This is a genomic window from Nocardioides pini, assembly GCF_026712185.1.
In the GTDB taxonomy this organism is placed as follows: Bacteria; Actinomycetota; Actinomycetes; order Propionibacteriales; family Nocardioidaceae; genus Nocardioides; species Nocardioides pini.
The window spans coordinates 416,626-428,292 of sequence record NZ_JAPPUX010000001.1; the positions used below are offsets into that span (position 1 = coordinate 416,626).

The 11,667-nt window shown below is 74.8% G+C and carries 12 protein-coding genes; 6 read left to right on the forward strand and 6 right to left on the reverse strand.

The genetic code is table 11. The features are described from left to right. Positions 1-2: 2 nt before the first annotated feature. On the forward strand, positions 3-716 hold the full coding sequence (locus NYO98_RS02025) for an SRPBCC family protein (RefSeq protein WP_268109857.1): 714 nt from the start codon (positions 3-5) through the stop codon (positions 714-716). Here NYO98_RS02025 and NYO98_RS02030 read toward each other — a convergent pair whose 3' ends face one another. Next, a complete protein-coding gene (locus tag NYO98_RS02030; protein ID WP_268109858.1) occupies positions 717-1,370 on the reverse strand; it encodes an alpha-ketoglutarate-dependent dioxygenase AlkB in 654 nt (217 codons plus the stop codon). Between the two features lie 78 nt (positions 1,371-1,448). On the opposite strand from NYO98_RS02030, the gene NYO98_RS02035 reads away from it, so the two are divergent. Continuing rightward, a complete protein-coding gene (locus NYO98_RS02035) occupies positions 1,449-2,171 on the forward strand; it encodes a GntR family transcriptional regulator (RefSeq protein WP_268109859.1) in 723 nt (240 codons plus the stop codon). On the opposite strand, the gene NYO98_RS02040 is transcribed toward NYO98_RS02035, so the two are convergent. Both NYO98_RS02040 and NYO98_RS02045 read right to left on the reverse strand, forming a co-directional pair. Beyond that, positions 2,158-2,751 (reverse strand): HD domain-containing protein, encoded by a 594-nt coding sequence (locus NYO98_RS02040; RefSeq protein WP_268109860.1) that lies wholly within the window; start codon positions 2,749-2,751, stop codon positions 2,158-2,160. The genes NYO98_RS02035 and NYO98_RS02040 overlap by 14 nt on opposite strands. Next, positions 2,748-3,614, reverse strand: coding sequence for an oxygenase MpaB family protein (locus NYO98_RS02045; RefSeq protein WP_268109862.1), 867 nt, complete (start codon positions 3,612-3,614; stop codon positions 2,748-2,750). Before NYO98_RS02045 ends, NYO98_RS02040 begins: the two co-directional genes overlap by 4 nt. 80 nt (positions 3,615-3,694) lie before the next feature. On the opposite strand from NYO98_RS02045, the gene NYO98_RS02050 reads away from it, so the two are divergent. Beyond that, positions 3,695-3,835, forward strand: coding sequence for a hypothetical protein (locus NYO98_RS02050; RefSeq protein ID WP_326494410.1), 141 nt, complete (start codon positions 3,695-3,697; stop codon positions 3,833-3,835). Positions 3,836-3,999: 164 nt separating this feature from the next. Here NYO98_RS02050 and NYO98_RS02055 read toward each other — a convergent pair whose 3' ends face one another. From NYO98_RS02055 to NYO98_RS02065, 3 genes are read right to left on the reverse strand one after another with little or no spacing between them, the layout of a single operon-like run. Further along, positions 4,000-5,646 (reverse strand): DNA repair helicase XPB, encoded by a 1,647-nt coding sequence (locus NYO98_RS02055; protein ID WP_268109863.1) that lies wholly within the window; start codon positions 5,644-5,646, stop codon positions 4,000-4,002. A gap of 10 nt (positions 5,647-5,656) precedes the next feature. Further along, entirely contained in the window at positions 5,657-6,223 is a 567-nt protein-coding gene (locus NYO98_RS02060; protein WP_268109864.1) for a CGNR zinc finger domain-containing protein, read from the reverse strand. Positions 6,224-6,256: 33 nt separating this feature from the next. Continuing rightward, the gene (locus tag NYO98_RS02065) at positions 6,257-8,527 is read right to left on the reverse strand and encodes a helicase C-terminal domain-containing protein (RefSeq protein WP_268109865.1); all 2,271 of its coding nucleotides are present in this window, start codon (positions 8,525-8,527) and stop codon (positions 6,257-6,259) included. 68 nt (positions 8,528-8,595) lie between these two features. Between NYO98_RS02065 and NYO98_RS02070 the strand changes: the two genes are divergently transcribed. The 3 genes from NYO98_RS02070 to NYO98_RS02080 are packed head-to-tail and all read left to right on the forward strand — an operon-like array spanning position 8,596 to position 11,662. Continuing rightward, positions 8,596-9,411, forward strand: a complete 816-nt coding sequence (locus tag NYO98_RS02070; protein WP_268109866.1) for a PP2C family protein-serine/threonine phosphatase — start codon at positions 8,596-8,598, stop codon at positions 9,409-9,411. Beyond that, on the forward strand, positions 9,408-10,529 hold the full coding sequence (locus NYO98_RS02075) for an FHA domain-containing protein (RefSeq protein ID WP_268109867.1): 1,122 nt from the start codon (positions 9,408-9,410) through the stop codon (positions 10,527-10,529). Before NYO98_RS02070 ends, NYO98_RS02075 begins: the two co-directional genes overlap by 4 nt. Positions 10,530-10,561: 32 nt before the next feature. After that, positions 10,562-11,662: an RDD family protein gene (locus NYO98_RS02080; protein ID WP_268109868.1), complete on the forward strand. Its 1,101-nt coding sequence runs from the start codon at positions 10,562-10,564 to the stop codon at positions 11,660-11,662. Positions 11,663-11,667: the final 5 nt, after the last annotated feature.

Genomic DNA, 11,667 nt, shown 5'->3' on the forward strand with positions numbered 1-11,667 from the left:
GCGTGGAGCTGAACCACCGCTTCACCGTCCCGATCGGCGTCGAGGAGACCTGGGCGCACTTCAACGACATCGCCTCCGTCGCCGAGTGCTTCCCGGGCGCCCAGGTGACGGAGGCGGACGAGGACTCCTTCTCGGGGTCGGTGAAGGTCAAGCTCGGTCCGATCGCGCTGCAGTACAACGGCAGCGGGACGTTCGTGGAGAAGGACGCCGAGGCCCACCGCTTCGTCGTCGACGCCAAGGGCAAGGACAAGCGCGGCAACGGCACGGCGGGGGCGAAGGTCACGGTCTCGATGGCCGACGCCGGGGGGTCGACCGACGTGTCGGTGGAGACCGACCTCGCGATCACCGGCAAACCGGCGCAGTTCGGGCGCGGGGTGATGCAGGACGTCTCGGACAAGCTGCTCGGGCAGTTCGTCACCTGCCTCGAGCAGCGGCTGGCGGCGCCCACCGAACCGCCCGCGACCACGGACTCGTCGCCGGCCGACGCCCCCGGGGAAGGGGTCGCGCCCCCACCCGCCCCGTCGGTCCCGTCTTCTCCGCCCCCGTCGGCCGCACCGCGTGCCGCGACCCCGCCACCCCAGCCGCCGCCGCGCGAGCCCGAGGCGCTGGACCTCGGCAGCGCGGTGCTCCCGGTGCTCGCGAGGTCGTACTGGAGGCAGGCGCTGGCCGCCCTGGTGGTGCTCGTCCTGCTGCGGCGGCTGCTGCGGAGGTCGTGATCAGAAGACGTTGAGCGGGCGGAACTGGACCGACAGGCGCGGTCCGGCGTGGGCGACTTTCGGCACGGCGTGCTCCCAGGTGCGCTGGCACGACCCGCCCATCACGACCAGGTCGCCGTGGCCCATGGTCAGCGCGATCGACGCACCCCCGCCGCGCGGGCGCAGCAGCAGCCGGCGGGGGTCGCCGACGCTCACGATGGCCACCATGGTGTCGGCGGTGCGACCGCGACCGATCGTGTCGCCGTGCCACGCCACGGAGTCGCGGCCGTCGCGGTAGTAGCAGCACCCGGCGGTCACGAAGGGCTCACCCAGCTCGGGGAGGTAGTGCTCGCTCAGCGCGTCGCGCGCCCGGGTGAGCGCCGGGTGGGGGAGCGGGTCGCCGGCGAGGTAGGTGTGCACCAGCCGGGGCACGTCGACCACCGCGTCGTACATCGCGCGGCGCTCGGCCCGCCAGGGGACGTCCTCGACGAGTGCGGAGAACACGGTGTCGGGGTCGCACAGCCAGTTGCGCTGGACGTCGACCCACGCTCCGCGGGACAGCTGTCGACGCTCGGGGGAGAGCACCGCGGAATCCGCGGTGTCGTCGGCGAAGAGGGACGTCTGGAAGTCCACGAGGCCCATGATACGCGAGATGTCGAACAACCGTTCGAACATCAAGAAATCGTCAAGGGTTTACCACAGGCTTGGTCAATTTGCGGACCGCCGGTCCAGCCCAGTCCTAGCCTGAGTGACATGGAACCCGTGGACCTCGTCGTCCCGCGCCAGCGGGCACTGAAGCACGTCCAGGTTCGCGAGCACGTGAGGGGCCTCATCGAGGCCCAGCCCCCGGGCTCGGCGGCCCCGTCCGAGCGCGAGCTCGTCGCCCGCTTCGGCGTGGCGCGCATGACCGTACGCCAAGCGCTCGACGCCCTCGTCGCCGAGGGTCTGCTCGAGCGGATCCCCGGCCGCGGCACCTTCGTCGCGCAGCCGCCCCGGACCGCCGGCAGGCTCACCTCGTTCACCGAGGAGATCCGCCGCCGCGGCATGCTGCCGGAGTCGCAGACGCTCCTCGCCCGCGTCGAGCAGGCCGGCCCCGGCGTCGCCCGCGCGCTCGACATCTCGCCGGGTGACCCGGTGCTCCACTGGCGCCGCCTGCGCCGCGCCGACCAGGCCATCGTGTGCGTCGAGGACGCCTACCTCAACGAGGTGCTGCTGCCCGGCTTCCTCCAGCACGGCACGCCCACCAGCCTCTACGAGGCGCTCGCCGCCCGCGGCCTGCGCCCGACCGAGGTCGAGGACTCCATCAGCGCCGACCGGGCGAGCGCCGACGAGGCGGCGATCCTCGACATCGACGAGGGCGACCCGGTCCTGCGCCACGCCCGCCGCGCCGTCTCCGACGGCCGCATCGTGGAGGTCTCCCGCACCTGCTACCGGCACGACCGGTTCACGGTCTACCTCCAGCTCAACGACCGCTGAGCCCCTCGAGCCCCGCGAGCTCGCGCTCGAGGTTCGCGCGTGCGGCCTGCGCCCACAGCTCCCGCGCCTGCGGAGTGCTGAAGAGGTGCGCCCTGCCCACGAGGTCGCGCAGCACGGCTGCGCGGCCGGCGCGGAAGTCGTCGTCGCCGACGCGGGCGAAGTCCGCCCGCACCCCGGCCACGTAGACGTCGTACCGCTCGCGCGGGGCGGCCAGGATGCCGAGGTCGGCGTCGCTGAGGGCGGCGGCCGAGGGGTCGTCCCCGGCCGGTCGGTGGTCGGCGGTCATCCGCACGAGCCGGGCGACGCCGTCGGCGTACGCCGCCGGCAGCGCGCGCTCGGCCCAGCGGGCGGAGCGCTCCTCGTCGTCGGGCGCCCCGTCGTAGACGGCGTCGTGGAACCACGCGGCCAGGGCGACGAGGGTCGGGTCGAAGGAGGCACCGGCCGCCGCGAGCAGGTCGAGCCGGTCGAGCACCTCCTCGAGGTGTCGCAGGTCGTGGTAGCCCGACCGGTCCCAGGCGTCGAGCAGGTCGTCGCGGAGCGCGTGGTGGTCGGCCAGGGGCCAGCGGTCCGCGAGGCTCACTGCGAGGTCGCCTGCTGCAGCTCGCGCGCCTCGGCGTGGCCGGCGGCCATCGCCCACCGGATCGTCCGGGTGGCGGCGGCACCGAGCACGCGGTTGGTGACCGGGGGCACGGGCGGCAGCCGCAGCTCGCGGCGCGCAGCCGCCGGCAGGAGGCCGATGGCGGCCGAGGCGAGGGCGAGGTAGCCCGGGCGCGCGGCCACCGGCAGGTCGGGGTGCAGCAGCAGGAAGCGGATCGCCTCCTGCGCCGCCGGCGTCCCGCGGAGCTCGGGAGCGTACGCCGCCAGGGTGGCGCGCAGGTCCTCCTCCGACCGCGGCGCACCCACCACGCCGAGGTGCTCGGCCGCGACGGCGGTCTGGGCGACGTACTCGTCCCGCTCCGCCCCGACGAGGGGGCGGTGGCCGTAGCGGTCGTGCGCGACGAGGAAGCTGTGGATCTCGGCGGCGTGCACCCAGCCGAGCAGCTGCGGGTCCGAGGCGGCGTACGGCGTGCCGTCGGGCATCGTGCCGGTGACCGACTCGTGCGCCCGCTGCACGGCCCGGATCATCTGCAGGGCGTCCTGCTCGGCGCCGAAGGTCGTCATCGCGATGTAGGTCGACACCTGCGCGAGCCGTCCCCACATGTCGCCGCGGTAGCCGGAGTGGTCGGCCACACCCTGCATCGCCGCCGGGTGCAACGACTGCAGCATGACCGCGCGGATGCCGCCGACGAACATCGAGGCGTCGCCGTGGACCCGGCCGATGGGGGAGTCCGGGGCGAACCAGCGCGGGCCCGGAGTGCCGTGCACCCGTCGCCGGTTGCGCGGGCCGTCGGGGCCGGCGACCTTGCTGAACAGCTCGGCGCCGAGGCGGTCACGAAGGGTCACGCGCTCGAGGCTAGCCAAGCAGGCGAAGCGCGCGGACGTGACTACTGCGAGCAGATCGGCGTCATCGCCCCCGTCAGACGGTGCGCCAGCAGCGGGCACCGCACGGCATCGCCGCCGAGGTCGAGGTGATCCGGGCCGATCAGGTCAACGAGGCGTACGAGCGGGTGCTCGCCTCCGACGTGCGCTACCGCTTCGTGATCGACACCAGCACGCTGGCTTGAGCGGGGTCCGGCGCGTCGGACGACCACAACCTCCTCCGCGTGGGCTTCGCCCGCGGTGGGTGCGGAGGTCTGGCGGACTTCTGGTCGTTCGACGCGCCGTCGCGCGGCAACGACGGGTGCGGATCCGATGTCGTACGCCGCCACTCCCGGCGGTCGCTGCGGGCTCAGGCCTCGGCAGGCAGGTCGCCGGCGTCGACGATCCGGTAGGCGTAGCCCTGCTCGGCGAGGAACCGCTGCCGGTTCTGAGCGAAGTCGGCGTCGACGGTGTCACGCGAGACGATCGTGTAGAAGTGCGCGCTGCGGCCCTCGGTCTTGGGCCGCAGCAGGCGCCCGAGCCGCTGGGCCTCCTCCTGGCGGGAGCCGAACGACCCGCTGACCTGGATGGCCACCTCGGCCGAGGGCAGGTCGATGGAGAAGTTGGCGACCTTGCTGACCACGAGCAGGCCGATCTCGCCGGAGCGGAACGCGTTGAACAGGCGTTGCCGCTCCTTGACCGTGGTCTCGCCCTTGATCACCGGGGCGTCGAGCATCTCGGCGATCTCGTCGAGCTGGTCGATGTACTGCCCGATCACGAGGGTCGGCTGACCGGCGTGCTGCTGCACGAGACGTCGTACGACGTCGATCTTGGCGTGGGTGCACGAGGCGAGGCGGTAGCGGGTGTCCGGGTCGCTGGTCGCGTAGGCGAGCCGCTCACCGTCGGGCAGGCTGACGCGCACCTCGACGCAGTCGGCGGGTGCGATGTAGCCCTGCGCCTCGATGTCCTTCCACGGGGCGTCGTAGCGCTTGGGCCCGATGAGGGAGAAGACCTCGCCCTCGCGCCCGTCCTCGCGCACGAGGGTGGCGGTGAGCCCGAGGCGGCGGCGCGCCTGCAGGTCGGCGGTCATCCGGAAGATCGGGGCCGGCAGCAGGTGCACCTCGTCGTACACGATGAGGCCCCAGTCGCGGGCGTCGAGGAGCTCGAGGTGCGGGTAGACGCCCTTCCGCCGGGTCGTCAGCACCTGGTAGGTCGCGATGGTGACCGGCCGGACCTCCTTCACGGCGCCGGAGTACTCGCCGATCTCGTCCGCGGTCAGGGAGGTGCGCGCGACCAGCTCGTCCTTCCACTGGCGGGCGCTCACCGTGTTGGTGACCAGGATGAGCGTGGTCGCCCGGGCGTGGGCCATCGACGCCGCGCCGACGATCGTCTTCCCGGCGCCGCACGGGAGCACCACGACGCCCGAGCCGCCGTCCCAGAACGAGTCGGCGGCCTCGCGCTGGTAGGGGCGCAGCGTCCAGCCGTCCTCGGCGAGGTCGATGTCGTGCGCCTCCCCGTCGACGTAGCCGGCGAAGTCCTCCGCGGGCCAGCCGAGCTTGAGCAGCGCCTGCTTGAGGTTGCCGCGCTCGCTGGGGTGGACCGCGACCGTGTCGTCGTCGAGGCGCGCCCCGAGCATCCCCGCCACCTTCTTCGCGCGGAGCACCTCCTCCAGCACGGGACGGTCGGTGGAGGACAGCACGAGGCCGTGGACCGGGTGCTTCTCCAGGCGCAGCCGCCCGTAGCGGCCCATCGTCTCGGCGACGTCGACGAGCAGGGCGTGCGGCACGGCGTAGCGCGACCAGGACAGCAGCGCGTCGACGACCTGCTCGGCGTCGTGCCCGGCCGCGCGCGCGTTCCAGAGGCCGAGCGGCGTGAGGCGGTAGGTGTGGATGTGCTCGGGGGAGCGCTCGAGCTCGGCGAAGGGGGCGATCGCCTTGCGGGCCTCGGCCGCCGCGGGGTGGTCGACCTCGAGCAGCAGCGTCTTGTCCGACTGGACGATCAGGGGGCCGTCGTTCATCGGGCGGCTCTCACGACGACGCCGCCGCGGCGCGGCCGGCGGCCGGTGGCCGGCTCACCTGCTCGGCGCGACGCCGGGCCCGGAAGGCCGCGACGTTGGCGCGCGAGGAGCACCGGTCCGAGCAGTAGCGGCGCGACTGGTTGGGGGAGGTGTCGACGAAGACGTGCTCGCAGCGGGGCTCCGAGCAGATGCCGAGGCGGGTGGCGCCGAGGTCGCAGACCAGGTTGGCCAGCCCCATCAGCGCCTCGCCGATCAGCAGCTCGGCGACCGACGCCGCGCGGTTCGCCACGTGCATGTGGAGGTTGTCGGGGTCGTGGTCGGAGATCATCGGCGTGACCGGGTGCTCGGCGAGGAGGGCGTTGAGCGAGCTCACCACCATCGCGACGTCGTCGACGTCGGAGGCCTCGAACACGGGCCGCAGGTCCGACTGGAACCTCTGCAGGGACTCGACGTCGCCCGCGACCAGCGAGCGGTGCAGCCACGAGCGGTCGGCGAGGTGGTCGCGCAGCGCCTCCTCGCCGGGCAGGTCGGCGTTGACGAGCGCCGCTGCGCGCTCGGCGTACCGGATGAAGTCCATCGTGCAAGTCTACGGAGGCGCCCACGCGGGTGCTCAGGCGTACCGCACACCTGTGATGCGGTGCACGGCGAACTCCCGGACGTCGTCGGCGCGGTGGTCGTACGCCGACAGGCGGCCGCCGTCGAGGCGGCGCGGGTCGACGACCCGCTCGCCGGTCGCGCCGTGGTTGTCGACGTAGCCGATGACGACCGTGCTGCCGGCCTCGATCGCCTCCCGCAGCGCGGCGAGCGCTCCCGACGGCGTGGTCGTCGCCTCGGCGCTCGCGGGGCGCGACGACTCGGCCCGGTCGCCGGCGCGGATGGCGGTCGCCACCGCCTGGACCTGCGCCGCCTGCCGCGCCGCGACGGCGCCGGCCGGGCGGCGGCCGCGCCGGGTGCGGGCGCGCTGCAGGTCCGGGCGGCTCACCCGGACCGTGCCGTCGGCGGCCTCGACGACGGGGGCGGCCCCCAGCTCGCGGAGCCGGGGCAGCAGGACGTCGAGCGGCGAGGTGGCGATCGCGACCGTCGGGGCGAGCAGGCGCAGGCCGAGGCTGCGCCCGCGCGGGTCGTGCACCAGGGCCGCCAGGGCAGCCTCGTCGTCGGCGCGGAGGAACGCCTCGGCGTGCCCGACCCGCACGGTGCCGAAGGTGCGGGCGACGTCGTCGACGAGGAACTCCAGGGGCTGGGGCACCGGGGTGTGCGAGACCGAGGTGAGGAAGTCGCGCACCTCGACGCTGGACCACCCCGCGTCGAAGCCGCGGCGCAGCGACCCGGAGGTGAAGCGGTAGACCGTCGCCCCACCGCGCGACTCCACGTCGGCGAGCAGGTGGAGGCGGCGGGCCACCTCCGTCTCGAGCGGGCCCGGCGCGACCGCCGTCAGGTCGGCCTGCAGGAGCACGTGGTCGACCGGCCGGGGGAGGTCGGCGGCGATCGCCTCCGCGGCCGCCGGGAGGTCGCCGGCCGCCACGTGCCGCCCGCTGGGCGGGAGGCCGCCGGCACCGGTGACGCCCAGCGCGGCCGCCTCCGACAGCGCGGCCGTGACCAGGTCGGCGAAGACGGTGGGCCGTCGCGGGCGCAGCCAGCCGACGCGCCGGACGAGCGAGGCGATGCCGGTGCCGACCGCGAGGACCTCACCCTCCGGCAGGTCCGCCAGCACCTGCAGCGCGAGGCGGCGGGCCTCCTCGGCGAGCCCGCTGGAGAGCTCGGGGGCGAGCGCGTTCCAGGCCTTGCCGGCCGGGTCGCGCGACCCGACGAGCGAGGGCACCCGGCTGCTGGCGAGCCACCCGCCCACCAGCCGCGCCCACCGCTCGGCGAGCGGGAGACCGGACCAGACGTCGAACTCGTCGGTCGGGAGCCACGACGGTGTGCCGTCGCCGGCCGCCGCCTCGGCGACCAGGCCCGCCGTGAGGGCCACCTCCACGACCAGCGCCGCCCCCGGCTCGTCGACGTGCAGCTCGCGCGCCACCGCCTTGAGGTCGCGCACCGCGAGGCCGCCGCTGCGCAGGACGCTCGGCGGCTGCACGCCCCAGTGGTCGAGGAGCAGCTCCACGCGGCGTACGACGTCGAACGCCGCGCCCGCGGCCGTCCGGGCGACCAGGGACGCGTCGCGCGCCGACGTCGCCAGCGGCGGCACCTCGTCGACCGGCTCGCGGGTCGTCCGCCCGCCGCGGAGCGCCAGCCCGACCTCCCCGGGCAGCACGACGGCGTCGCCCTCGCGCGGCACGAGCAGGCGGCGGCTGATCAGCTCCTCCGCCGGTGTGCGCGCCTCGGCCGGCGAGACCGTGCGCCGGGCCGAGCCGGTCGTGCCCTCCCCGCCGTGGTCGTCGACGTGGTGCAGGAGCGCGGTCGCTGCCGGGGACAGCTCCGCGATGCGTGCCGCCACCACGTCCGGGGGTGCGGGCTCGGGGCTGGAGGGTCGCAGCCCGCTCACCAGGCCGGGCATGCCCCGCATCGCGTCGGCCACACCGGTGAGCGCCCGAACACCGCCGGGCGCCTCCCAGGCCAGCGCGAGGTCGAGCAGGCGCTGGAGCGCGGCGGCCGCCCGCCCCGCGTCGGCGTGGACGATCGAGACCAGGTCCGCGGACGTGGTTTGACCGGCGACCAGGAGGGCATCAAGCACGGAGAGCTCGAGGCGGTCCAGCCCGTCGAGGGCACGATGGATCGACGAGCGCGTGGCGGCCCGCGAGGCCAGCTGCGACGAATCCTGAGGGGCGGGTGTGGCGAGATCGGGACGGGCCCTGAGCAGCGCCACGAGCCGCTCGTCCGGCCAGCTGCGCAGCTGGTCGGCGAGGGTGCGTGCGGGTGTCGTCCGCCCTGAACTGGACATCCCTTCTACGCTACTCGCCGGGTCGGCACCGCGGCCCCACATCTCGACACGGGGCGAAGAGGGCCGACATGCTTGACGTTGATCTGCACCACGGGGCGTCGACGGACGTCGGTCTGGTGCGGAAGGTCAACGAGGACTCCTACCTCGTGGCACCTCCCGTCTTCGTCGTCGCCGACGGCATGGGCGGCCACTCCGGCGGCGACGTCGCGAGCCAGATGGTCGTGGAGGAGTTCCAACGGCTCGCGGAGTCGTACGACCCGCGGCGCGGGGCCGAGCAGGTCGCCGACGCCTTCGCGAGGGCGCAGGCGCGCATCGTCGACTACGGCGACGCCCACCGTGCGATGCAGCCCGGCTGGCACGCCGGCACGACCGCCGTGGTGGCGGTCCTCGTCATCGACGACGGCGTCACCAAGTGGCTCCTCGCCAACCTCGGCGACTCCCGGATCTACCGCATCGTCGAGCGACGCCTGGAGCAGGTGAGCGTCGACCACTCCGTCGTGCAGGAGCTCATCGACTCCGGTCACATCACGGTGGAGGAGGCGTCGGTCCACCCCGAGCGGCACGTCATCACCCGGGCGCTCGGCAGCCCCGAGGGCATCCGTCCCGACTTCTTCCTGCTGCCCCTCGGGTCGGTGGAGCGCCTGCTGCTGTGCAGCGACGGCGTGACCGGGATGATCGGCGACGAGGAGATCGAGGAGATCCTCGAGTCCGTCGCCGACCCCCGCGACGCCGCCGACGCGCTGGTGCGGGCCGCGGTCGCGGCCGGGGGTCGCGACAACGCCACGGCGGTCGTCGTCGATGTGGTGGGATTGGTGAAGGACGCGACGTACGACTCCCAGCGCCAGCTGGAGAGTCTCGAATCCAAGCTGGGGGGACGACTGTGAGCACTGAGGCCAGGTTCGCGCCGGGGGACTGGTACGCCGTCGTCGGCGACCGGGTGACGGTCCTGCTGCCGGTCAGCCAGCGCGACCGGGTGGCCGGGCTCTGGGACCTCGCCGACTCGGGCGCTGCGGCCGACGCGCTGCTCGACGCCCTCCTCGCGGGCGGGCTGTCCTCGCTCGACCACTTCGCCCTCGTCGCCCACGACGACGACTCGACGCACCTCATCGTGCGGGGCGCGCCGACCGCGACCGTGTCCTCGACCGGCGGCGAGGAGATCGTCAGCGCGGCCCCCGGCGCCGCCTGGGCCGAGCAGGTCCTCACCGGCGTGACCAGCGTCCGGGTGACGCTCACCGGCGAGGCGACAGCCGACCACCCGCTCACCCCCGGCGTGGCCCGCGTCTCGGCCGTGGAGCTCGGTACGCCGTCCGCGTCCGCCCGGCCCGCCTCGCCCGAGGCGGCCGCCGACGAGCCGGCCGCGGCCGTCGAGCCCGAGCGCGAGCCGGAGAAGGAGCCGGAGCCCGGCCCCGAGGCCGCCGCCGCGGAGCCGGAGCCCGGCCCCGGGCCGGCGCCCGTCCCGGCAGCCCCCGTGCCCCCTGCCGCGCCCCTGCAGTTCGGCGCGCCCGCGGACGACCCGACGCCCACCGGGGAGACGCCGGTCGTCGAGGACTGGCCCGACCGCGACGGCCAGACCCAGGCCGGTGGCCCGCACGCCGACTTCGAGCGTCCGCCCATCCCCGGCCAGGAGATCGGTCCCGAGGTCGTGGCCGAGCCCGTCGCGTCGCTCGTCTTCTCCACCGGTGACGTGGTCGCCGTCGACCGCACCGTGCTCGTGGGTCGCGCACCCGAGGCACGCCGCTTCGCCTCCCACGACCAGCCACACGTCGTGACGGTCCCCAGCCCGCACCAGGAGATCTCCTCCACGCACCTCGAGATCCGCCCGGGCGCGGGCGCCGACCACGGGTCGGCCGTCGCGACCGACCTCGGCTCCACCAACGGCACCGTCCTGGCCCAGCCCGGTCTCGACGCGGAGGACCTCAAGCCGGGCATCGCCGTCAGCCTGATCCCCGGGGCCGTCCTCGACCTCGGCGACGGCGTGACCATCCAGGTCACCAACCCCTGAGCACGACCCACCCGAGACCCGCCGAGACCGCCATGACCCAGCACCCCCAGGCCATGACCTACCCCGTCGCCGAGCTCGAACGTCGCTTCGCCGCGTTCGCGATCGACCGCCTCCTCGCCTGGACCCTCGTCGCCGGCGTCGGAGTGGCGACCGCCCTGGTCGTCTCCGACGACCTCTGGACGGTGGTCGGCGCGGTCGCCGGCGCGACGGTGCTCGTCTGGGTGGTGATGGCCGTCGTGGCCGGCCTCACCGGCAGCTCGCCCGGCAAGGCGATGACGGGGCTGCGCGTGGTGCACCACGGCACCGGCACCCCGATCGGGGTCGGCCCGGCGCTGCTCCGCTCGCTCGTGCTGGGTCTCGCCGGACTGCCCACCTTCGGCATCGGCATCGCCACGCTGGCCTGGACGGCCGTCGAGGACCGCAGCCGTCAGCGCCGCGGCTGGCACGACCACCTGACCGGCACCGTCGTGGTCGACGTACGCCCCGTGGTGGAGGTCGCCGACACGGCCGTCGACGACGGTCCGCGCCACATCGTCAACCTCACCGCGATGCGGCTCGTCCCGGCCCCGCCCGTCGAGCAGGTCAGGACGCCCGAACGCTCCGAGCACTCCGTGCGCCGCCAGCCGCTGCCCGCCGACCTCGCCCGGCCCGCTTCCGCCTCCGCCCCGGCCCCCGCGCCCGCGCCCGCCCAGGCGTCCCCGGCGCGCCGAGCGCCGGCGCCCCCAGCGCCGGCACGTCCGACACCGGCCCAGGCGCCGCCGCAGGCCTGGTCGCCGCCGCCGGGCACGCCGATGGCGCCACCGCGCTGGCGCGTCCACTTCGACAACGGCGAGAGCTTCGTGATCGCCGGCCTCGCGCTGGTCGGTCGCCGCCCCGAGCCGCGCTCGGGCGAGCAGGTGGCCCACCTGGTCCCGCTGGCCTCGGCCGACATGTCGGTCTCCAAGACGCACGCCCAGTTCGGCCCGGCGCCCGACGGGACGATCGTGGTCATGGACCGCGGCTCCACCAACGGCACCGTGCTGGTGCGCCAGGGCGTCTCGCGGCAGCTCGCGCCGGGCAAGCCGGCCGCGCTCGTCGACGGCGACAAGGTCGTCTACGGTGACCGCGAGATGGTGCTGTCCCGGGAGGGCTGAGGCAC

Bases quoted from the DNA above. Each gene is read 5' to 3' on its own strand.
- NYO98_RS02065 (WP_268109865.1), bottom strand. From the start codon at position 8,527: ATGTCCAGTTCAGGGCGGACGACACCCGCACGCACCCTCGCCGACCAG.
- NYO98_RS02030 (WP_268109858.1), bottom strand. From the start codon at position 1,370: ATGTTCGAACGGTTGTTCGACATCTCGCGTATCATGGGCCTCGTGGAC.
- NYO98_RS02080 (WP_268109868.1), top strand. From the start codon at position 10,562: ATGACCCAGCACCCCCAGGCCATGACCTACCCCGTCGCCGAGCTCGAA.
- NYO98_RS02035 (WP_268109859.1), top strand. From the start codon at position 1,449: ATGGAACCCGTGGACCTCGTCGTCCCGCGCCAGCGGGCACTGAAGCAC.
- NYO98_RS02060 (WP_268109864.1), bottom strand. From the start codon at position 6,223: ATGGACTTCATCCGGTACGCCGAGCGCGCAGCGGCGCTCGTCAACGCC.
- NYO98_RS02055 (WP_268109863.1), bottom strand. From the start codon at position 5,646: ATGAACGACGGCCCCCTGATCGTCCAGTCGGACAAGACGCTGCTGCTC.
- NYO98_RS02070 (WP_268109866.1), top strand. From the start codon at position 8,596: ATGCTTGACGTTGATCTGCACCACGGGGCGTCGACGGACGTCGGTCTG.